Below are 18,410 nucleotides of genomic sequence, written 5' to 3'. Positions count from 1 at the left end.
ACTCGGTGGCGGATTCGGTTGCGGCGAATTGGCATCAGTGGGAACCGCGCAACCGGGCGCAGCGTCGCGGGGCAGTCATCGATCACTCTTAGGCTCTCCCGTTACGACTTGGGGACGTTCGTCAAACGATGGAGTCAGACGTGAGCAGGATAAGAATAGCAGCCACCGCGATTGGTCTCGCCGGTGCGCTGGCGGCCTCGCAGGCCCAGGCCCAAACGGCAAGCAGCAGCGATCAGGAGATCGCGCTCCTGAAGCAGCAGTTGAAGATGCTGGAGCAGAAGCTCGATAAGCTCCAGAGTCAGACCGCCGCGAACACGGCGGCGACGGCGAAGGCTAAAGTCGAAGCAAAGGCGGAGGCCAAGGCCGAAGCGCGCTCGGAGGCGAAAGCCGTCGTCGCCAACGCCAACGCCGCGATCCCGCTCAAGGGACCGGTACCGGTCTCCGGTGCTGTCGTGACGATGCCGAACAACCGGCCGACCATCTGCACCGCCGATGGGGCAAACTGCGTCGCGATCACCGGTCGCGTGCACTACGATATGGGCGGCTATGACTATCGTCCCAACACGGCGGCAACTGTGCCGCAAAAGCTGGACAGCGGCGAAAACGTGCGTCGCGCGCGCATCGGTGTCGTCGGCAAATTCCTCGAAGACTGGAATTTCGCGCTGATCTACGATTTCGGGGGCTCGTCCGACGGATTTGGCGGCACGGGCGCCGCTGGCGCTACGCCTGTCGGCTTCCTGCCTGGCGGTGGCACATCCGGCATCGAAAACGCGTTCGTGAGCTACACGGGGCTGAAGCCGTTCGGCGGCAAGATGGCAATCGAAGCCGGCGTCATGGACCTTGCCTGGACCCTGGATGAATCCACGAGTTCCAACGACATTGCCTTCATGGAACGCGCCTCGGTCGGCATCATCGCGCAAAATATCGCCGCCGGCGACTTCCGTTCCGCCGCCGGTGCCCGCTGGTACAACGACGTGTTCTGGGCCGGCGCTTACGTGACCGGCCCGACCTCGGGTGCCATTCACTCGGCCTCGAGCGTGTCACCTCCCGGGACCAGCGAGCAATACGGCGCGACCGCCCGCGTTGCGGGCCAGGTCGTGAGCGGCAACGACTACTCGGTGCATCTCGGCGCCGACGCCCAGTGGCTGATCCAGCCGCCGCGCAATCTGGTCGCGAACACGCAAACGCTCACGCTCAGCGATCGTCCCGAGCTGCGCATCGATCCCACGACGCTGATCTCGACCGGAGCGATTGCAAATGTGTCGGGCGCGCAGGTCTATGGCGTGGAAGCCGCGGCCACCTATGGACCGCTCTGGGTCCAGGGCGAATACTACTGGTTCAACATCGATCGCGGTGCGAACACCGCGGTGGCGCCCATCGGTACGTCGAGCCTGAAATTCCAGGGCGGCTACGCACAGGCGGCCTATGTCCTGACCGGTGAATCGCGCAAGTACAATCCGGGCAGTGCGTCCTATGGCGGCGTCAAGCCGAACAATCCATTCTCGATCAACGGCGGCGGCTGGGGTGCCTGGGAGATCGCCGGTCGCTACTCGACCGTGGATCTGAACGATCAGTTGGCGACCGCCGCCGGCATCGCCGGCGGGCGGCAAACCGTCTACACGCTGGCGCTCAACTGGTACGTCAACGGCAATGTGCGCTTCATGCTCGACTATCTGCATGGCACGGTGTCGAAGCAGGCCTCGGCGGTGTCGGCGGCGGACACCGGCTCGAAGTTCGATGCGGTCGCGTTGCGCACGCAGTTCGCGTTCTGATGCAATCTCTTCCGGGAGCGGCACGGTCCGCTCCCGGAGAGTTACGCTGCGCGCTTCGGCTTCTTGACCGGCTCCGCTTCGGGCGGCGGCGCGCAGGACAGCCGTTGCTGATGGCTCTCGCCCCAGGCCTTCAGGATGTCGATCACCGGCCGCAGGCTCTCGCCGAGTTCGGAGAGGCAATACTCCACGCGTGGCGGCACCTCGGCATAGACCTTGCGGATGACGAGCTTGTCCTCCTCCAGCGCGCGAAGCTGCTTTGTCAGCATGCGCTGGGTGATGCCGGGCATCCTGCGGCGCAGTTCGCCGAAGCGCTGGGTGCCGTCCTGGAGGTGATAGAGGATCACGCCCTTCCACTTGCCGTCGATCAGGTCCAGCGTCGCCTCGACCGAGCAGCCGGGGCGCCGGGTAAAATCTCGCCGCTTCATGCGTGTTTTCCCAATAGTATCCAAACAGGGACTATATCCCCGAATTTACAGTACTTGCCAAATCGGGGCTAGCGGGACAGTTAGCTGGCCAGGCGCACATCACAAGCTACGCGCCATTTGATGGAGACAAGCCATGAAGGCCGTCGGCTACAAGAAATCGCTTCCGATCGAGGATCAGGACGCGCTGATCGATTTCGAGACCGCAAAGCCCGAGCCCAAGGGGCGCGATATCCGCGTCGCCGTGAAGGCAATCTCGGCCAACCCAGTCGATTACAAGGTACGCAAGCGTGCCGCCCCGCCCGAGGGCGAGACGAAGATTCTGGGCTATGACGCAGCCGGCGTTGTCGATGCCGTGGGTTCCGACGTCACGCTGTTCAAGCCGGGCGACGAGGTGTTTTACGCCGGCTCGATCCTGCGCCAGGGCACCAATGCAGAATTCCATTTGGTCGACGAGCGCATCGTCGGCAACAAGCCGAAGAGCCTGTCGTTCGCGCAAGGAGCAGCCCTTCCCCTCACCTCCATCACCGCCTGGGAACTGCTGTTCGACCGGCTCGGCGCGGTGCCCGGCAAAAGCGTCGATCCGCGCACACTGCTGATCACGGGCGGCGCCGGCGGCGTCGGTTCGATCCTGATCCAGCTTGCGCGCCGCCTCACGGGCCTCACGGTGCTCGCGACGGCGACGCGGCCGGAATCGCAAAAATGGTGCCTCGATCTCGGCGCGCATGCGGTGATCGACCATGGCAAGCCGATGAAGGAGCAGATCGAGAATCTGAAGCTGCCGCCGGTCGCGCTGGTGGCGAGCCTCACCTTCACCGACCAGCACTACAAGGCGATCGCCGAGTTCATGGCACCGCAGGGCAAGTTCGGCCTGATCGACGATCCCCCGGAGTTCGCCATGAGCACATTCAAGGGCAAGGCGATCTCGGTACACTGGGAATCGATGTTCACGCGCTCCTCGTTTGGGACGCCCGACATGATCGCGCAGCATCATCTGCTCAACGACGTCTCCGACCTCATCGACAAGGGCGTGCTGCGCACCACGCTCGACCAGACCTTTGGCACGATCAACGCGGCCAACCTCAAGCGCGCGCATGCGCTGCTCGAAAGCGGCAAGTCGCGCGGCAAGATCGTGCTGGAGGGTTGGTAGGCGAAAGGTGCGTAGGGTGGGCAAAGGCGCGCTTGCGCCGTGCCCACCATCTTCCCAATACACGCAATCAAGGTGGTGGGCACGCTTCGCTTTGCCCACCCTACGGATTCCTCGTGCTAGGCGATCGTGTTGACGATACCGCCTTCCGCGCGCAGCGCCGCACCGTTGGTCGCGGACGCTTCCTTCGACGCGACATAGACCACCATGTTAGCGATTTCGTCGACACTGGCGAAGCGCTGGATCAGCGAGCTCGGGCGGTGCTGCTTGACGAAATTGGCCGCGGCCTCATCGACCGACTGGCCGTTCTGCTTGGCGAGATCCTTCACGAAGGTCTCGACGCCTTCCGACATGGTCGGACCCGGCAGCACGGAATTGACGGTGACGCCGGTGCCGCGGGTGAGCTGCGCGAGGCCGCGGGCGACCGAGAGCTGGGCCGTCTTGCTCATGCCGTAGTGGATCATCTCGACGGGAATGTTGAGCCCGGACTCCGATGAGATGAAGACGATGCGGCCCCAGTTGTGCTTGAGCATGCCCTTCATATAGGCGCGCGACAGCCGCACGCCGCTCATGACGTTGACCTCGAAGAAGCGGCTCCAGTCCTCGTCAGGGATCTCGAAGAAGTCTTTTGGCTCGAAGATACCGGCATTGTTGATGAGGATGTCGACCTCCGGCAGCGCCGCGACGAGCGCCTTGCAGCCCGCTGCGGTCGAGACGTCGGCGGCGATGCCGCGGACCTTGACGCCCGCCCCTTCCAGCTTGCGCACGGCGGCATCGACCTTGTCCTGGCCGCGACCGTTGATCACCACGCTCGCGCCCGAGCCGGCAAGGCCCTTGGCAATGGCGTGGCCGATGCCGGCGGTGGAGCCGGTCACAAGGGCGGTCTTTCCGGAAAGGTCGATCTTCATGAATCATCTCCATTGTTGCTGAAGCGGATATCGTGTCCAGCGCACGCCGCTTCAATCGCCACAACTGCGAAATCGTAGGGTGGGACAACGACTTGTCCGCCGTAGCTCGAAGAGCGAAGGCGGAAGCGTGCCCACCAATGTCAACGCGACGCGCAGACCGAATGGTGGGCACGACGCGCGAGGAGCGCGTCTTGCCCACCCTACGATTTCGGCGGCAGTGTCCGGATAAACGCGACGATGGCATCGAGGTCCTGCGCCGTCATGCTGGCATAGGCAGCATAGGCCATCGGGGGCTTGAGCTTGTGGCCGTCGCGCGCGATGCCTTGCGTAATCGCACGTTTGATTTCGTCGTCGCTCCAGCCGCCCAGGCCCGCCGCGGGATCCGCAGTGATATTGGGGGAGACGGATTCGCCCCACGGCCCCTTGAATGTCCGGCCCCCCTTGCCGCTGGCACCCGCGAAATCATGCACGGCGGACGGGCCCTCCGGCGTGTGGCATTCCAGGCAATGGGCGATGGTCAGGAGATAGCGGCCGCGCGCGAGCTTGTCGGAGAGCTCAGCCTCGGTCGCCTGCTTGCCGGCGTAGGTCGGCACCTCCGGCTGCAGCGCGATCCTGTATTCCGGCGCCGGCGTTTCGTGGCGCATTGCGGGGACTGAGCGCAGGTAGGCGGTCAGCGCATCGAGATCCCGGGCCGTGAGCACCGTGTAGAACGCAGTCGGCATGATCGGCGCGACCTTGGTCCCGTTCGGCCTGTGACCGCTGACCAGAAACCGCTTCAGCGCGGCATCGCTCCAGTTGCCGATCCCGGTGTCCTTGTCCGGCGTGATGTTGGAGCCGGTGACCTTGAAGGCAGGCTCATCGAAAACCTGGCTGCCGCCCGCGAGCGCGCGCGAGAGATCGAGCCCTTGCGGCCCGCGCGGCGTGTGGCAGTTGTGGCAGACCATCACGCTGTTGACGAGATAGGCGCCGCGTTCGACCAGCGTCTCGCCAGAGGCCGGCGACATCAACAGCGCCAGCGCGATCCCAAACACAATCCTCATCGACAGCCCCCCGGCCGGAATCGCGTTCACCAGACGATGCGCGGCATGAGATATCGCCGCGCCATACAAAAAAGCGGCGCCCAGGGGCGCCGCTTTCTGAAAACTGAGGTACCGGCCGGCTTACGCCGCCTCGGCTTCCTTCTCCTGCACCGGACCGGAGTCCAGGCCCTTGGCATCGACATCGCGGTCGACGAACTCGATCACGGCCATCGCGGCGTTGTCGCCGTAGCGGAAGCCGGCCTTGATGATGCGGGTGTAGCCGCCCTGGCGGTCCTTGTAGCGGGGCGCCAGCACGTCGAACAGCTTCTTGACCTGGTCCTTGTCGCGCATCTCGGAGATGGCCTGGCGACGCAAGGACAGGCCGCCCTTCTTGCCGAGGGTGACGAGCTTCTCGACGATCGGACGGAGCTCCTTGGCCTTGGGCAGCGTGGTGACGATCTGCTCGTGCTTGATCAGCGCGGCGCACATATTGGCGAACATCGCGCGGCGATGCTCGGCAGTGCGGTTGAGCTTCCGATGAACCTTGCCGTGACGCATGTAACTATTCCTTAGTTTGAAACTGCCGCGACGGTTCGTCGGACATGTTGCTCAGGTGGGCTGCCTGCGTTCGCCCATTAAAAATCGTGGCCGGATATCTCCGGCCACGACGATGAAGTCGGATCAGTAATGATCCTCGAAGCGCTTGGCGAGCTCGTCGATGTTTTCCGGCGGCCAGCCCGGCACTTCCATGCCGAGGTGCAGACCCATCTGGGCCAGCACTTCCTTGATCTCGTTCAGCGACTTGCGGCCGAAGTTCGGGGTGCGGAGCATTTCCGCTTCGCTCTTCTGCACGAGATCGCCGATGTAGACGATGTTGTCGTTCTTCAAGCAGTTGGCCGAACGCACCGACAGCTCGAGCTCGTCCACCTTCTTGAGGAAAGCCGGGTTGAAGGCGAGGTCCGGGATGATCTCCTGGGCGACTTCCTTGCGCGGCTCTTCGAAGTTGACGAACACGTTGAGCTGATCCTGCAGGATGCGGGCGGCGTAAGCCACCGAGTCATCCGGCGTCAGCGCGCCGTTGGTCTCGATCGTCATGGTCAGCTTGTCGTAGTCGAGGATCTGGCCCTCACGGGTGTTCTCGACCTTGTAGGAGACCTTGCGGACCGGCGAATACAGGCTGTCGACCGGGATCAGGCCGATCGGCGCGTCCTCAGGACGGTTGCGCTCGGCGGGCACGTAGCCCTTGCCGGTCGCGACCGTGAACTCCATGCGGATTTCGGCGCCCTCGTCGAGCGTGCAGATCTGGAGGTCGGGGTTGAGGACGACGACGTCGCCCACGGTCTGGATGTCGCCGGCGGTGACGACGCCCGGGCCCTGCTTCTTCACGACCATGCGCTTGGGGCCTTCGCCCTGCATCTTGATCGAGATGTCCTTGATGTTGAGCACGATGTCGGTGACGTCCTCACGGACGCCCGCGATCGAGGAGAACTCGTGCAGCACGCCGTCGATGTGCACCGACTGCACCGCCGCGCCCTGGAGCGAGGAGAGCAGGATGCGGCGCAGTGCGTTGCCGAGGGTCTGGCCGAAGCCGCGCTCGAGCGGCTCGGCGACGATGGTCGCGAAACGGGTCGAATCGCTGCCGGGCTGGATCTGGAGCTTGTTCGGCCGAATCAGTTCTTGCCAATTTTTCTGGATCGTCACTGTTTCACCCATACAGGCCAGTCAAACTGCTAGTGCAGACACTGGCGTTGGAGAAAGGCCGCGGATCATTCGCGCGGCTTTGCAAAAAGTCATTGCGGGCGACCAATGCGCCCGCAACTTGGTATCAAACGCGCCGACGCTTGCGGGGACGGCAACCGTTGTGCGGGATCGTGGTCACGTCGCGGATCGAGGTGACGGTGAAGCCCGCGGCCTGGAGCGCACGGAGCGCCGACTCGCGGCCCGAACCGGGACCGGCGACTTCGACTTCCAGCGTGCGCATGCCGTGCTCTTGCGCCTTCTTCGACACGTCCTCGGCGGCAACCTGCGCGGCATACGGGGTCGACTTGCGCGAACCCTTGAAGCCCATCGTGCCGGCGGAAGACCAGGCAATCGTGTTGCCCTGCGCGTCGGTGATGGTGATGGTCGTGTTGTTGAACGACGAGTTCACGTGCGCGACGCCGGAGGCGATGTTCTTGCGCTCACGACGACGAACGCGGGTGGCTTCCTTGCCCATAGAGTACCTTTCCTGAAGATCTCAAACGCCGCCGTAGTGCCAGCGGCTACACCTGTGGAACGAAAGGCGCGTGGCGAACGGGATGTCCCCTGTTCGCCACACGCCGCGATCGGATTCGAAAACTTACTTCTTCTTGCCGGCGATGGCCTTGGCCGGCCCCTTGCGCGTACGCGCATTGGTGTGGGTACGCTGACCGCGCACCGGCAGACCGCGACGATGACGCAGGCCGCGATAGCAGCCGAGGTCCATCAGACGCTTGATGTTGATGCCGACCTCACGACGCAGGTCGCCCTCGACGAGATAGTCGCGGTCGATCACTTCGCGGATCTGAAGCACTTCGGCATCGCTGAGCTGGTTGACGCGACGATCCTCGGGGATCTTCACCTTCTCCAGGATCTCACCAGCGATCTTCTGGCCGATGCCATGGATGTACTGGAGCGCGATCAGCACGCGCTTGTTGGTCGGAATGTTCACGCCGGCAATACGGGCCACGGCTCTCTCTCCTGTTGCCGATCCCTCGTCAGGAACCGGTCTTTAAGTGCTTGGTTTCTCGGGCAGGTGTTCACAAACGCGAACACGACGCCCACCCCCGGTCTTCCTGGGGCCCGGCATCGTTTGAAACTATCCGACTTGGATGCGGGGCTTATTAGGGGATTCAGGGGGCTTTCGTCAACCGCTGCTAGCGCTTAGCTCGCTTTTTCGTGACCTTTTTTGCGGCCTTTTTGGCACCTTTTTTGACAGCCTTCTTGGCGCTCGTTTTGGCTGCCTTTTTGACCGTTTTCTTGGCCGTTTTATTGGCCGCCTTCTTGGTGCCCTTCACGGCCTTCTTGGCGGCCTTCTTAGCGGATTTGGCCGCCTTTTTGGCCGTTTTCGCCGGCTTTTTGGCTGTCTTGGCCTTCTTGGCACCTTTTTTGGCGGGCGCCGACTTGGCCGCGCTGCGCGCATGGGCCTTGCCATGCGACTTGGGTTCGACCGCGCCGAGCGCCAGGAGCTGGCGATGAATGGCGCGGGTGACCTCGTCGATGGCCATCATGCCGTCGATGGTCGAGAGCTTCCGCCGCTCGGAATAGTAGTGAATCAGCGGTTCCGTCTGGCTGCGGTAGCTGGCTAACCGCTTGGTCAGGACCTCCGGGGTGTCGTCGACGCGGACCTCCTCCCCGCGCTCCCGCATCTGGGCGACGCGGGTCTCGACGCGACTCAGCAGCGCGCTCTCGTTGACGCGGAGCTCGACCACGGCGTCGAGCTTGAGATGCTTGTGCTTGAGCAGCTCATCCAGCGCCTCGGCCTGCGGCACGGTGCGCGGGAAGCCGTCGAGGATGAAACCGTTCTTGGCGTCCGGCTGGTCGATGCGGTCGGAGATGATTCCCACCACGATCTCGTCGGGCACGAGGCCGCCGCTGGCCATGATCTCCTTGGCCTTCAGCCCGACCGGCGTTCCCGCCGCAACGGCCGCGCGCAGCATCTCGCCGGTCGAGAGCTGGACGATGCCATAGCGCTGCACCAGCAGCTGCGCCTGGGTCCCCTTGCCCGACCCCGGCGGTCCCAGAAGTATAATTCTCATCGGCGTACGCCCCCCGGATTGGTGAGCGATACGTCGCGCACCTGTGTTTGAAGTGTGATGACAGTGCAAATCATAATCGGCGCCGCACCGCTACCCATATCATAGGGGAGCAAATGCCAGGACGCCAAGAAGGCCTTTGAAATCAGTGATTGCGTCGCAGGGAGAGCAGCTCTGCCGATGTCTTGGAATGGCTGACTGGTCGCCTCGGCGGGCGCCGCGCGTTGCTCGCGCGGCGAATCGGCGGCGCTGTCGCGCCGCCTTTAGAGGCCCCGCGCTTAGCGGCGGCGGCCGCGCAGCTTCGACTTCCGGATCAGGCCTTCATACTGATGCGCCAGCAGATAGCCCTGCACCTGCGCCACCGTGTCCATGGTGACGCTGACGACGATCAACAGCGAGGTGCCGCCGAAGTAGAACGGCACCGAGGCGTAGGAGATCAGGATTTCCGGGATCAAGCAGACGATCGCCAGATAAACAGCGCCGAGCACGGTGATGCGCGACAGCACATAGTCGATATATTCCGCGGTGCGCTCGCCCGGACGGATGCCCGGAATGAAGCCGCCGTGCTTCTTCAGATTGTCCGCGGTCTCGGTCGGGTTGAACACAATCGCGGTGTAGAAGAACGCGAAGAACACGATCAGCGCGAGATACATGATCAGGAACAGCGGACGGCCGTGGCCGAGCTGCGTCGTGATCCACTGGAACCATTCCGGCCCGCTGCCCGCGTTGAAGTTGGCAACCGTGGTCGGCAGCAGCAGCAGCGAGGACGCGAAGATCGGCGGGATCACGCCCGAGGTGTTGAGCTTGAGCGGCAGATGCGAGGACTGGCCCTCGAACATCTTGTTGCCGACCTGGCGCTTCGGATACTGGATCAGCAGCCGGCGCTGGGCGCGCTCCATGAACACGATGAAGGCGATCACGGCGACCGCCATGATGATGACGACCAGGATCAGGCCGGTCGACATGGCGCCCTGACGGCCGAGCTCGAGCATGTTGGCGAGCGCCGCGGGCAGCTCGGCGACGATACCGGAGAGAATGATCAGCGAGATGCCGTTGCCGATGCCGCGCGAGGTGATCTGCTCACCCAGCCACATCAGGAACATGGTGCCGCCGGTCAGCGTGATCGCCGTGGACAGACGGAAGAACATGCCGGGGTCGCTGACGACGTTGCCGGCGCCTTCGAGGCCCACCGCGATGCCGTAGGACTGGAACGCGGCCAGGATCACGGTGAGATAGCGGGTGTACTGGTTCAGCAGCTTGCGGCCGGACTCACCTTCCTTCTTCAGCGCCTCGAGCTGCGGCGAGACGGTGGTGAGGAGCTGGATGATGATCGAGGCCGAGATATACGGCATGATGTTCAGCGCGAAGATCGCCATGCGGTGGATACCGCCGCCGGCGAACATGTTGAACATGCCGAGGATGCCGCCCGCCTGGGAGCGGAACACCTGTTCCCAGATGTTGGGATCGATGCCGGGCAACGGGATATAGGTCCCGAGCCGATAAACGAGCAGCGCACCCAGGGTGAACCAGATGCGCTTCTTCAGTTCGTCAGCCTTGGCAAACGCACCGAAATTGAGATTGGCTGCCAGTTGTTCCGCTGCAGAGGCCATCTTGGACTTTCTCCCGCCGCCTATTGCGCCGTCATGCCCGCGGCCGGGCTACTCTAGCGGACGCCGGACATTATCTGGGGCTCGGCTTCGATAAGTCCACGTCCCACACGCGTAAAGGCCCGCGAGCCGCGGGCCAATGACGCAGTTGTTACGCCGCCTCGCCTTCTTCCTTGGCAGGGGCGAGGATCTTCACCGAGCCGCCGGCCTTCTCGACCGCCGCAATCGCGGTCTTCGTGGCGCCGTGCACTTCGATGTTGAGCTTGGACTTGAGCTCGCCGCGGCCGAGCAGCCGCACGCCGGCCTTGGCGCGGCGCAGCACGCCGCCCTTCACCAGGGCCTCGACGTTCACGACGCTGCCGGCGTCGATCTTCTTGGCATCGACCGCTTCCTGGAGCCGGTCGAGATTGATCTCGGCGAACTCGACGCGGAAGATGTTGTTGAAGCCGCGCTTCGGCAGACGGCGATGCATCGGCATCTGGCCGCCTTCGAAACCCTTGATGCGCACGCCCGAACGCGCGGTCTGGCCCTTGCCGCCGCGGCCGGACTGCTTGCCCTTGCCCGAACCAATGCCACGGCCGACGCGCATACGCTTCTTGCGCGAGCCGGCGTTGTCGGCGATATCGCTGAGCTTCATCGCCCTGCTCCTTGTTTCTTGCGCATGATCTTCACCGAAAACGGGTGCCCGCTGTTCGGGATCCTGCGCCTTTGCTTACTTCTCGTCGACGATGCGAACGAGATGGTGAACCTTCTCGATCATGCCACGAACCGCCGGGGTATCCGGCAGTTCGCTGGTGCGGCCGATCTTGTTGAGCTTGAGCCCGATCAGCGTCGAACGCTGCGAGTGATGGCGGCGGATCGCGCTGCCGGTCTGCTCGAGCTTGATCGTCTTTGCGGCCTTGGCCATGGGAGTCTACTCCGAAAAGCTTCCGTTAGTCGGCAGCCGCCTCGGCATCACCGCCGATACGGCGGGACTGGAGGGTGGACACCTTGATATTGCGGCGGGCTGCGACCGAACGCGGCGAATCCTGATGCTTCAGCGCGTCGAAGGTTGCGCGAACCATGTTGTAGGGGTTCGACGAGCCGATCGACTTCGCGACCACGTCCTGGACGCCGAGCGTCTCGAACACGGCGCGCATCGGACCGCCGGCGATGATGCCGGTACCGGCCGGGGCTGCACGCAGGTAGACACGGCCCGCGCCATGACGGCCGGCGATGTCGTGATGAAGCGTGCGGCCCTCGCGCAGCGAGACGCGGGTCAGGTTGCGCTTGGCGGACTCAGTTGCCTTGCGGATCGCCTCGGGCACTTCGCGCGCCTTGCCGTGACCGAAGCCGGCGCGGCCCTTCTGGTCGCCGATCACGACCAGCGCTGCGAAACCGAAGCGCTTGCCGCCCTTGACGACCTTTGCCACGCGATTGATGTGGACGAGCTTGTCGACGAACTCGCTGTCGCGCTCCTCCCGGCGTTCACGTCCGCCGCCGCCGCGTTGATCGCGTCCACCACGTTGTTCGCGTTCTGCCATTTTTCCAATCCTTCAGAGGCTTGCGCCTCAATCCTCAAATTCTGTTAGAAGCTCAGCCCGCTCTCACGCGCAGCGTCGGCCAGTGCCTTGACGCGCCCGTGGTAGAGGTAGCTGCCGCGATCGAACACGACTTCCTTGACGCCCTTCTCGGCGGCGCGCTCGGCCAGCAGCTTGCCGACCGCCTTCGCCGCATCGATGTCGGCGCCGGTCTTGCCGCCGTCGCGCATCGACTTCTCGAGCGACGAGGCAGAGGCCAGCGTCTCGCCCTTCAGGTCGTCGATGACCTGGGCGTAGATGTGCTTGGACGAGCGGAACACCGACAGACGCGGACGACCGCCACCGGAGCGGCGCAGCTTCAGCCGCACACTCCGCTTGCGCCGGGCATTGGTAACCTTGGCTTTGGACATGACCGGCTCCGTTACTTCTTCTTGCCTTCCTTGCGGAAGATGAATTCGCCAACATACTTCACGCCCTTGCCCTTGTAGGGCTCCGGCGGACGATAGGAGCGAATCTCGGCGGCGACCTGGCCGACACGCTGGATGTCGCTGCCGGTCACCGTGATCTCAGTCGGCTTCGGCACGGTGATCGTGATCCCTTCCGGGATCGCGTAGACCACGTCGTGGCTGTAACCGAGCGCGAGCTGCAGGTTCTTGCCCTGCATCGCGGCGCGGTAACCGACGCCGGTGATTTCGAGCTTCTTCTCGAAGCCCTTGGTGACGCCTTCGACCAGATTCGCGACCTGGGCGCGAGCGGTACCGTACAGCGCCCGCGCGCGATTGGTCTCGACCCGCGGGTTCACCTTGACCTGGCCGTTCTCGAGCTTCACCTCGACGTCGTTATGGACGACGAACTGAAGCTGGCCCTTGGGCCCCTTCATCTTGACGGTCTGCCCATCGACGGTCGCGGTCACACCCGACGGAACCGCCACAGGCCTTTTGCCAACACGTGACATGGATCAACAATCCTTCTCAGAACACCGTGAAGAGAACTTCACCGCCCACATTCGCTTCGCGCGCGCTGTGGTCGGCCATGATCCCCTTCGGCGTCGACAACACCGAAATGCCGAGCCCGTTGTTGACCCGCGGCAGAGCCTTCACCGAGGCGTAAACACGACGCCCGGGCTTGGAGACTCGTTCGATCTCGCGGATGACGGGCTCGCCGTCGAAATACTTCAGCTCGATCTCGATCTCGCTGCGGCCCGAGGAGTGCTCGAGCGTGGCGTAACCACGGATGTAGCCCTCGGTCTTCAGGACCTCGAGCACGTTCTCGCGCATCTTCGAACCAGGCGTGGAGACCTTGCTCTTGGAACGCATCTGCGCGTTGCGGATACGGGTGATCAGATCGCTGATTGGATCGTGCGTAGACATCTAAACGACCCTCCTTACCAGCTGGACTTCACGAGGCCCGGGACCATGCCCTTGGAGCCAAGGTCGCGCAGCGCGATACGGGACAGCTTGTTCTTGCGGTAGTTCGAGCGCGGGCGGCCCGACAGCTCGCAACGCAGACGGATGCGGGTCGCCGACGAATTGCGCGGCATTTCCGCAAGCTTCAGGGTCGCGGCGAACCGCTCCTCCATCGGCAGCGTCTTGTCGGCGATGATCGCCTTCAACCGCTCGCGCTTCGGGGCGGCGTTCTTCACCATCCGCTTGCGCCGGTTGTTCTTCTCGACTGAACTCTTCTTTGCCATGCTTGGCTCCTGGGTATCCGCGTTTGAGAGGCTTTAGGTCAGCGTCTCACTGCCGGAACGGGAAATTGAAAGCGGTCAACAAGGCCCTCGCCTCTTCGTCGGTCTTGGCCGTGGTGCAGACGGTGATGTCCATACCGCGGGCTTCCGTGACCTTGTCGAAGTCGATCTCGGGGAAAATGATGTGCTCCTTGATGCCGAGCGAGTAGTTGCCGCGGCCGTCAAAGCTCTTCGGGTTCAGGCCGCGGAAGTCGCGGACGCGCGGCAGCGCGACCGTCACCAGGCGATCGATGAACTCGTACATGCGGGCCTTGCGCAGCGTGACCTTGCAGCCGATCGGCTGGTTTTCACGCAGCTTGAAGGTCGCGATCGCGATACGCGAATAGGTCACGATCGCCTTCTGGCCGGCGATCTGGGTCAGCTCGGCAGCGGCGGTCTCGGCCTTCTTGCGGTCGTTGACGGAATCGCCAACGCCCATGTTCAGCACGACCTTGTCCAGGCGCGGAACCTGCATGACGTTCTCATAACCGAACTTCTCGGTCATGGAGGTGCGGATCTTCGCGTCGTATTCCGCGCGCAGGCGCGGCGTGTAAGCGGCCTCAGCCATCGATCTCAGCTCCCGAGCTCTTGGCGATGCGGACCTTCTTGCCGTCCGCCAGAATCTTGAATCCGACGCGGGTCGGCTTTCCGTCCTTGCCGACATACGCGATGTTGGACAGTTGGATCGGCGACTCCTTCGAGATGATGCCGCCCTCCTGGGCCTGCGTCTGCTTCTGGTGACGCTTGACCATGTTGATGCCGCGCACGAGCGCCGTGCCGGCGGCGGGGCGCACTTCGAACACTTCGCCGGTGCGGCCCTTGTCGCGACCGGTCAGCACGACGACCTTGTCGCCCTTGCGGATCTTCGCAGCCATCACAGCACCTCCGGCGCGAGCGAGATGATCTTCATGTGGTTCTTGGCGCGCAGCTCGCGCGGCACGGGCCCGAAGATACGGGTGCCGACCGGCTCGGACTGGTTGTTGATCAGGACGGCGGCGTTGCGGTCGAAGCGGATGACCGAACCGTCGGCGCGGCGGATGTCCTTGCGGACGCGCACCACGACGGCCTTCATCACGTCGCCCTTCTTCACCTTGCCACGCGGAATCGCTTCCTTGATCGAGACGACGATGATGTCGCCGATCGTGGCGTAGCGGCGCTTGGAGCCCCCGAGCACCTTGATACACATGACACGGCGTGCGCCAGAATTATCGGCCACGTCGAGGTTGGTCTGCATCTGAATCATTGATGCACCTCGTCCTCTTCTCTTTGCGCCAGCCCAGCCGGCGCTCAACATTTCCCTGAAGTCAGTCGGCTAAAGCCAACAGATCAGGCGCTTTTCTTGTGCTCGCCCCGGATCACGACCCAGCGCTTCAACTTCGAAATCGGCTTCGATTCCTCGATCCACACCATGTCGCCCGGCTTGAACTCGTTGCTCTCGTCGTGCGCGTGGTAGTTCTTCGAACGGCGGATCGTCTTCTTGTAGATCGGGTGCGTGAAGCGGCGATCAACGCGCACCACGATGGTCTTGGCTTGCTTGTCGCTGACGACCACGCCCTGCAAAGTACGTTTCGGCATCTTCGTAAGCCTCTTACTTCTTCTTCGCGCGCTTTTGCGCGGCGACGGTCTTGATCCGGGCGATGTCACGGCGAGCCTCGCGCAGGCGCGAGGTATTCTCGAGCTGCCCGGTGGCGCGCTGGAAGCGCAGGTTGAAGCGCTCCTTCTTCAGGTTCAGGATGGCATCATCCTGCTGATCGGGGCTCATCGCGCGGATGTCTTCGATCTTCATCTGTGCCATGGCCATTACTCCGCAATGCGCTCGACGAAGCGCGTCTTGATCGGCAGCTTGGCGGCCGCCAGGGTCAGCGCCTCACGTGCCGTCTGGGTGTTGACGCCGTCGATCTCGAACAGCACCCGGCCTGGCTTGACGCGAGCGACCCACAATTCCGGCGCGCCCTTGCCGGAGCCCATGCGGACTTCGGCCGGCTTCTTCGACACCGGAACGTCGGGGAACACGCGGATCCAGACGCGGCCGGCACGCTTCATATGGCGGGTCAGCGCGCGGCGAGCGGCTTCGATCTGGCGCGCGGTGACGCGCTCAGGCTCGGTCGCCTTCAGGCCGAACTGGCCGAAGGCCAACGTCGCACCCGAAGACGCAACGCCGTGGATACGGCCCTTATGCGCCTTCCGGAACTTCGTTTTCTTAGGTTGCATCATGGCTTCAAGCCCTCAAATTCTCTGTGCTGGCCTCAGGCCGCAGCGTTGTCACGGCGTCCACGGCCACCGCGATCACCACCGCCGCTGGTCTCGCCTTCGGCCATTCTCTTGTCCTGGGCCATCGGATCGTGCTCGAGGATCTCGCCCTTGAAGATCCAGACCTTGACACCGCAGGTGCCGAAGGTCGTGAACGCGGTCGCAACGCCGTAGTCGATGTCGGCGCGCAGCGTGTGCAGCGGCACGCGACCTTCGCGGTACCACTCCATGCGCGCGATTTCCGCGCCGCCCAGACGACCCGAGCAGTTGATGCGGATGCCTTCCGCGCCGAGACGCATCGCCGACTGCACGGCGCGCTTCATGGCACGGCGGAACGCCACGCGGCGCTCCAGCTGCTGCGCGATCGACTCGGCCACCAGCGTCGCATCGAGCTCCGGCTTGCGGATTTCGACGATGTTGATGACGACGTCGGACGAAGTGATGTCCGCGACCTTCTTGCGCAGCTTGTCGATGTCGGCACCCTTCTTGCCGATCACCACGCCCGGACGAGCCGAGTGGATGGTGACGCGGCACTTCTTGTGCGGACGCTCGATCACGATGCGGGCGACGGCCGCCTGCTTGAGCTCCTTGTGCAGGATCTCGCGGATCTTGACGTCCTCGTGCAGCAGCTTGCCGTATTCCTGCTTGCCGGCGAACCAGCGGGAATCCCAGGTCCGGTTGATGCCGAGACGCAGACCGATCGGATTGATCTTTTGACCCATCGTTTTCTCCTGCGACCCTTAAGCCGCTGCTGCTTCGGCTTCGACCTGACGAACAATGATCGTCAGCTGCGAAAATGGTTTGTAGACACGGCCCGAGCGGCCGCGGCCGCGGGCGGCAAAGCGCTTCATCACGAGACCATTGCCGACGAAGGCCTGCGCCACGACGAGATCGTCGACGTCGAGGTCGTGGTTGTTCTCGGCATTGGCGATAGCCGATTCCAGGCACTTCTTCACGTCGACCGCGATCCGCTTGCGCGAAAACTGCAGATCGGCGAGCGCAGCAGCCGCCTTCCGGCCGCGAATGAGCTGGGCGACCAGGTTGAGCTTCTGAGGGCTCACCCGCAGCATCCGGGCGACCGCCTTGGCCTCGTTCTCGGCGAGGCTCCGTTCGCGCTTAGGTTTGCTCATCGTTTAATCCTCAAGCCTTCTTGGCTTTCTTGTCGCCGGAGTGGCCATGGAAGGTCCGGGTCGGCGAGAACTCGCCGAACTTGTGACCGACCATTTCCTCGTTGACGGCAACCGGTACGTGCTTCTGACCGTTGTAGACGCCGAAGGTCAGGCCGACGAACTGCGGCAGGATCGTCGAGCGACGGCTCCAGATCTTGATGACGTCGTGACGGCCGGACGCGCGGGCAGCATCTGCCTTCTTGAGCAGAGAACCCTCGACGAACGGGCCTTTCCAGACTGAACGAACCATGTCCGGCGTTCCTTACTTCTTCCGCTTGTGGCGGCTTAGGAGAATGAATTTGTTGGTCGACTTGTTGCTGCGGGTCTTCTTGCCCTTGGTCGGCTTGCCCCACGGGGTGACCGGGTGGCGACCGCCCGAGGTACGACCTTCACCACCGCCGTGCGGATGGTCGATCGGGTTCATCGAAACACCGCGGTTATGCGGCTTACGGCCCAGCCAACGGTTGCGGCCGGCCTTGCCGATCGAGGTGTTCATGTGATCCGGGTTCGACACCGCGCCGATCGTGCCGCGGCAACGGCCGTGCACCAGGCGCTGCTCGCCCGAGTTCAGGCGGATGATCACGTAGTCGTGGTCGCGGCCGACGAGCTGGGCGTAGGTGCCGGCGGAACGAGCGAGCTGGCCGCCCTTCCCGATCTTGACCTCGATGTTGTGGATGATCGTGCCGACCGGCATGTTGCCGAGCGGCATGACGTTGCCCGGCTTCACGTCGACATAGTTGCCGGCAACCACGGAATCACCGACGGCAAGGCGCTGCGGCGCCAGGATATAGGCCTGGGTGCCGTCTTCGTACTTGACCAGCGCGATGAACGCAGTGCGGTTCGGATCGTATTCCAGCCGCTCGACCGTCGCGGGCGCATCGACCTTGTCGCGCTTGAAGTCGACAATGCGCAGCGTCTGTTTGTGACCGCCGCCGCGGAAGCGCACGGTGATGCGACCGGTGTTGTTGCGACCGCCCGAGGAGTGCTTGCCTTCGGTGAGCGCCTTGACCGGCTTGCCCTTGTAGAGGGCCGAACGATCGACCATGACCAGCTGGCGCTGGCCCGGCGTCGTGGGATTGAACTTTTTCAGTGCCATC

28 protein-coding genes are annotated in these 18,410 nt (G+C 63.6%); 2 read left to right on the top strand and 26 right to left on the bottom strand.

Going from position 1 to position 18,410, the window contains the following annotated elements:
- The first annotated feature begins 140 nt into the window (after window positions 1–140).
- Window positions 141–1,772: an OprO/OprP family phosphate-selective porin gene (locus tag AC5ZFO_RS09420; protein ID WP_282521057.1), complete on the top strand. Its 1,632-nt coding sequence runs from the start codon at window positions 141–143 to the stop codon at window positions 1,770–1,772.
- A 41-nt stretch (window positions 1,773–1,813) separates the two neighbouring features.
- Here the strand turns inward: AC5ZFO_RS09420 and AC5ZFO_RS09415 are convergent, their stop codons facing one another.
- On the bottom strand, window positions 1,814–2,197 hold the full coding sequence (locus tag AC5ZFO_RS09415) for a winged helix-turn-helix transcriptional regulator (RefSeq protein ID WP_028151187.1): 384 nt from the start codon (window positions 2,195–2,197) through the stop codon (window positions 1,814–1,816).
- Between the two features lie 133 nt (window positions 2,198–2,330).
- Here AC5ZFO_RS09415 and AC5ZFO_RS09410 point away from each other — a divergent pair, with 133 nt between their 5' ends.
- Window positions 2,331–3,344 carry a zinc-binding alcohol dehydrogenase family protein gene (locus AC5ZFO_RS09410; RefSeq protein ID WP_282521058.1) on the top strand — a complete coding sequence of 338 codons (1,014 nt, stop codon included), beginning with the start codon at window positions 2,331–2,333 and terminating at the stop codon, window positions 3,342–3,344.
- A 116-nt stretch (window positions 3,345–3,460) separates the two neighbouring features.
- Here AC5ZFO_RS09410 and AC5ZFO_RS09405 read toward each other — a convergent pair whose 3' ends face one another.
- The 25 genes from AC5ZFO_RS09405 to rplB form a co-directional block, all read right to left on the bottom strand.
- Window positions 3,461–4,249 carry an SDR family NAD(P)-dependent oxidoreductase gene (locus AC5ZFO_RS09405; protein ID WP_282521059.1) on the bottom strand — a complete coding sequence of 263 codons (789 nt, stop codon included), beginning with the start codon at window positions 4,247–4,249 and terminating at the stop codon, window positions 3,461–3,463.
- A gap of 200 nt (window positions 4,250–4,449) precedes the next feature.
- Entirely contained in the window at window positions 4,450–5,289 is an 840-nt protein-coding gene (locus tag AC5ZFO_RS09400) for a c-type cytochrome (RefSeq protein WP_282521060.1), read from the bottom strand.
- Between the two features lie 120 nt (window positions 5,290–5,409).
- The gene (rplQ, locus tag AC5ZFO_RS09395) at window positions 5,410–5,826 is read right to left on the bottom strand and encodes a 50S ribosomal protein L17 (RefSeq protein ID WP_282521061.1); all 417 of its coding nucleotides are present in this window, start codon (window positions 5,824–5,826) and stop codon (window positions 5,410–5,412) included.
- A gap of 123 nt (window positions 5,827–5,949) precedes the next feature.
- Entirely contained in the window at window positions 5,950–6,981 is a 1,032-nt protein-coding gene (locus AC5ZFO_RS09390) for a DNA-directed RNA polymerase subunit alpha (RefSeq protein WP_038942308.1), read from the bottom strand.
- A 112-nt stretch (window positions 6,982–7,093) separates the two neighbouring features.
- Complete coding sequence (gene rpsK, locus AC5ZFO_RS09385; protein WP_007603045.1) at window positions 7,094–7,483, bottom strand: 30S ribosomal protein S11; 390 nt, start codon at window positions 7,481–7,483, stop codon at window positions 7,094–7,096.
- A gap of 123 nt (window positions 7,484–7,606) precedes the next feature.
- Complete coding sequence (rpsM, locus tag AC5ZFO_RS09380) at window positions 7,607–7,975, bottom strand: 30S ribosomal protein S13 (protein WP_014494511.1); 369 nt, start codon at window positions 7,973–7,975, stop codon at window positions 7,607–7,609.
- Between the two features lie 187 nt (window positions 7,976–8,162).
- Entirely contained in the window at window positions 8,163–9,044 is an 882-nt protein-coding gene (locus AC5ZFO_RS09375; RefSeq protein ID WP_282521062.1) for an adenylate kinase, read from the bottom strand.
- A 275-nt stretch (window positions 9,045–9,319) separates the two neighbouring features.
- Window positions 9,320–10,651 carry a preprotein translocase subunit SecY gene (gene secY / locus AC5ZFO_RS09370; RefSeq protein ID WP_282521063.1) on the bottom strand — a complete coding sequence of 444 codons (1,332 nt, stop codon included), beginning with the start codon at window positions 10,649–10,651 and terminating at the stop codon, window positions 9,320–9,322.
- Between the two features lie 148 nt (window positions 10,652–10,799).
- Complete coding sequence (gene rplO, locus AC5ZFO_RS09365) at window positions 10,800–11,285, bottom strand: 50S ribosomal protein L15 (RefSeq protein WP_014494508.1); 486 nt, start codon at window positions 11,283–11,285, stop codon at window positions 10,800–10,802.
- 75 nt (window positions 11,286–11,360) lie between these two features.
- The gene (rpmD, locus tag AC5ZFO_RS09360; protein WP_011088137.1) at window positions 11,361–11,555 is read right to left on the bottom strand and encodes a 50S ribosomal protein L30; all 195 of its coding nucleotides are present in this window, start codon (window positions 11,553–11,555) and stop codon (window positions 11,361–11,363) included.
- A 25-nt stretch (window positions 11,556–11,580) separates the two neighbouring features.
- Window positions 11,581–12,171, bottom strand: coding sequence for a 30S ribosomal protein S5 (rpsE, locus tag AC5ZFO_RS09355; protein WP_028152981.1), 591 nt, complete (start codon window positions 12,169–12,171; stop codon window positions 11,581–11,583).
- Between the two features lie 44 nt (window positions 12,172–12,215).
- Entirely contained in the window at window positions 12,216–12,578 is a 363-nt protein-coding gene (rplR, locus tag AC5ZFO_RS09350) for a 50S ribosomal protein L18 (protein WP_007603036.1), read from the bottom strand.
- An 11-nt stretch (window positions 12,579–12,589) separates the two neighbouring features.
- Window positions 12,590–13,123 carry a 50S ribosomal protein L6 gene (gene rplF, locus AC5ZFO_RS09345; RefSeq protein WP_063982587.1) on the bottom strand — a complete coding sequence of 178 codons (534 nt, stop codon included), beginning with the start codon at window positions 13,121–13,123 and terminating at the stop codon, window positions 12,590–12,592.
- Between the two features lie 16 nt (window positions 13,124–13,139).
- On the bottom strand, window positions 13,140–13,538 hold the full coding sequence (gene rpsH, locus AC5ZFO_RS09340) for a 30S ribosomal protein S8 (RefSeq protein WP_008136338.1): 399 nt from the start codon (window positions 13,536–13,538) through the stop codon (window positions 13,140–13,142).
- 14 nt (window positions 13,539–13,552) lie between these two features.
- Entirely contained in the window at window positions 13,553–13,858 is a 306-nt protein-coding gene (gene rpsN / locus AC5ZFO_RS09335; RefSeq protein WP_057745473.1) for a 30S ribosomal protein S14, read from the bottom strand.
- Between the two features lie 46 nt (window positions 13,859–13,904).
- Entirely contained in the window at window positions 13,905–14,462 is a 558-nt protein-coding gene (gene rplE / locus AC5ZFO_RS09330; protein ID WP_008136341.1) for a 50S ribosomal protein L5, read from the bottom strand.
- Entirely contained in the window at window positions 14,455–14,769 is a 315-nt protein-coding gene (rplX, locus tag AC5ZFO_RS09325; protein ID WP_014494502.1) for a 50S ribosomal protein L24, read from the bottom strand. Before rplX ends, rplE begins: the two co-directional genes overlap by 8 nt.
- Complete coding sequence (gene rplN, locus AC5ZFO_RS09320; RefSeq protein WP_007603030.1) at window positions 14,769–15,137, bottom strand: 50S ribosomal protein L14; 369 nt, start codon at window positions 15,135–15,137, stop codon at window positions 14,769–14,771. Before rplN ends, rplX begins: the two co-directional genes overlap by 1 nt.
- Before the next feature lie 83 nt (window positions 15,138–15,220).
- Window positions 15,221–15,469: a 30S ribosomal protein S17 gene (gene rpsQ, locus AC5ZFO_RS09315; RefSeq protein ID WP_007603028.1), complete on the bottom strand. Its 249-nt coding sequence runs from the start codon at window positions 15,467–15,469 to the stop codon at window positions 15,221–15,223.
- Window positions 15,470–15,482: 13 nt separating this feature from the next.
- On the bottom strand, window positions 15,483–15,689 hold the full coding sequence (rpmC, locus tag AC5ZFO_RS09310; RefSeq protein WP_140982250.1) for a 50S ribosomal protein L29: 207 nt from the start codon (window positions 15,687–15,689) through the stop codon (window positions 15,483–15,485).
- A 5-nt stretch (window positions 15,690–15,694) separates the two neighbouring features.
- Entirely contained in the window at window positions 15,695–16,108 is a 414-nt protein-coding gene (gene rplP / locus AC5ZFO_RS09305) for a 50S ribosomal protein L16 (RefSeq protein ID WP_063982581.1), read from the bottom strand.
- A gap of 32 nt (window positions 16,109–16,140) precedes the next feature.
- Entirely contained in the window at window positions 16,141–16,866 is a 726-nt protein-coding gene (gene rpsC / locus AC5ZFO_RS09300) for a 30S ribosomal protein S3 (protein ID WP_129268065.1), read from the bottom strand.
- A gap of 18 nt (window positions 16,867–16,884) precedes the next feature.
- Window positions 16,885–17,274 carry a 50S ribosomal protein L22 gene (gene rplV / locus AC5ZFO_RS09295; RefSeq protein WP_011088147.1) on the bottom strand — a complete coding sequence of 130 codons (390 nt, stop codon included), beginning with the start codon at window positions 17,272–17,274 and terminating at the stop codon, window positions 16,885–16,887.
- A gap of 10 nt (window positions 17,275–17,284) precedes the next feature.
- Window positions 17,285–17,563, bottom strand: a complete 279-nt coding sequence (gene rpsS / locus AC5ZFO_RS09290; RefSeq protein ID WP_008136357.1) for a 30S ribosomal protein S19 — start codon at window positions 17,561–17,563, stop codon at window positions 17,285–17,287.
- 12 nt (window positions 17,564–17,575) lie between these two features.
- On the bottom strand, window positions 17,576–18,409 hold the full coding sequence (gene rplB / locus AC5ZFO_RS09285; protein ID WP_028152985.1) for a 50S ribosomal protein L2: 834 nt from the start codon (window positions 18,407–18,409) through the stop codon (window positions 17,576–17,578).
- Window position 18,410: the final 1 nt, after the last annotated feature.

It is taken from the genome of Bradyrhizobium sp. Unk1, from assembly GCF_059512345.1.
The sequence above is the reverse complement of the archived record's forward strand: the minus strand, read 5'-3'. Positions and strand labels throughout refer to the sequence as shown.

Excerpts from the sequence above, each read along its gene's own strand:
- rplO (WP_014494508.1), bottom strand. The coding sequence starts at position 11,285 with ATGAAGCTCAGCGATATCGCCGACAACGCCGGCTCGCGCAAGAAGCGT.
- rpsE (WP_028152981.1), bottom strand. The coding sequence starts at position 12,171 with ATGGCAGAACGCGAACAACGTGGTGGACGCGATCAACGCGGCGGCGGC.
- rplX (WP_014494502.1), bottom strand. The coding sequence starts at position 14,769 with ATGGCTGCGAAGATCCGCAAGGGCGACAAGGTCGTCGTGCTGACCGGT.
- rplB (WP_028152985.1), bottom strand. The coding sequence starts at position 18,409 with ATGGCACTGAAAAAGTTCAATCCCACGACGCCGGGCCAGCGCCAGCTG.
- secY (WP_282521063.1), bottom strand. The coding sequence starts at position 10,651 with ATGGCCTCTGCAGCGGAACAACTGGCAGCCAATCTCAATTTCGGTGCG.
- rplQ (WP_282521061.1), bottom strand. The coding sequence starts at position 5,826 with ATGCGTCACGGCAAGGTTCATCGGAAGCTCAACCGCACTGCCGAGCAT.
- rpsN (WP_057745473.1), bottom strand. The coding sequence starts at position 13,858 with ATGGCAAAGAAGAGTTCAGTCGAGAAGAACAACCGGCGCAAGCGGATG.
- AC5ZFO_RS09410 (WP_282521058.1), top strand. The coding sequence starts at position 2,331 with ATGAAGGCCGTCGGCTACAAGAAATCGCTTCCGATCGAGGATCAGGAC.
- rplN (WP_007603030.1), bottom strand. The coding sequence starts at position 15,137 with ATGATTCAGATGCAGACCAACCTCGACGTGGCCGATAATTCTGGCGCA.
- rpmD (WP_011088137.1), bottom strand. The coding sequence starts at position 11,555 with ATGGCCAAGGCCGCAAAGACGATCAAGCTCGAGCAGACCGGCAGCGCG.
- rpsK (WP_007603045.1), bottom strand. The coding sequence starts at position 7,483 with ATGGGCAAGGAAGCCACCCGCGTTCGTCGTCGTGAGCGCAAGAACATC.
- rpsC (WP_129268065.1), bottom strand. The coding sequence starts at position 16,866 with ATGGGTCAAAAGATCAATCCGATCGGTCTGCGTCTCGGCATCAACCGG.
- rplV (WP_011088147.1), bottom strand. The coding sequence starts at position 17,274 with ATGAGCAAACCTAAGCGCGAACGGAGCCTCGCCGAGAACGAGGCCAAG.
- AC5ZFO_RS09390 (WP_038942308.1), bottom strand. The coding sequence starts at position 6,981 with ATGGGTGAAACAGTGACGATCCAGAAAAATTGGCAAGAACTGATTCGG.
- rplR (WP_007603036.1), bottom strand. The coding sequence starts at position 12,578 with ATGTCCAAAGCCAAGGTTACCAATGCCCGGCGCAAGCGGAGTGTGCGG.
- rpsH (WP_008136338.1), bottom strand. The coding sequence starts at position 13,538 with ATGTCTACGCACGATCCAATCAGCGATCTGATCACCCGTATCCGCAAC.
- rpsQ (WP_007603028.1), bottom strand. The coding sequence starts at position 15,469 with ATGCCGAAACGTACTTTGCAGGGCGTGGTCGTCAGCGACAAGCAAGCC.
- rpsS (WP_008136357.1), bottom strand. The coding sequence starts at position 17,563 with ATGGTTCGTTCAGTCTGGAAAGGCCCGTTCGTCGAGGGTTCTCTGCTC.
- AC5ZFO_RS09400 (WP_282521060.1), bottom strand. The coding sequence starts at position 5,289 with ATGAGGATTGTGTTTGGGATCGCGCTGGCGCTGTTGATGTCGCCGGCC.
- rplP (WP_063982581.1), bottom strand. The coding sequence starts at position 16,108 with ATGATGCAACCTAAGAAAACGAAGTTCCGGAAGGCGCATAAGGGCCGT.
- AC5ZFO_RS09375 (WP_282521062.1), bottom strand. The coding sequence starts at position 9,044 with ATGAGAATTATACTTCTGGGACCGCCGGGGTCGGGCAAGGGGACCCAG.
- AC5ZFO_RS09405 (WP_282521059.1), bottom strand. The coding sequence starts at position 4,249 with ATGAAGATCGACCTTTCCGGAAAGACCGCCCTTGTGACCGGCTCCACC.
- AC5ZFO_RS09415 (WP_028151187.1), bottom strand. The coding sequence starts at position 2,197 with ATGAAGCGGCGAGATTTTACCCGGCGCCCCGGCTGCTCGGTCGAGGCG.
- rplF (WP_063982587.1), bottom strand. The coding sequence starts at position 13,123 with ATGTCACGTGTTGGCAAAAGGCCTGTGGCGGTTCCGTCGGGTGTGACC.
- rpmC (WP_140982250.1), bottom strand. The coding sequence starts at position 15,689 with ATGGCACAGATGAAGATCGAAGACATCCGCGCGATGAGCCCCGATCAG.
- rplE (WP_008136341.1), bottom strand. The coding sequence starts at position 14,462 with ATGGCTGAGGCCGCTTACACGCCGCGCCTGCGCGCGGAATACGACGCG.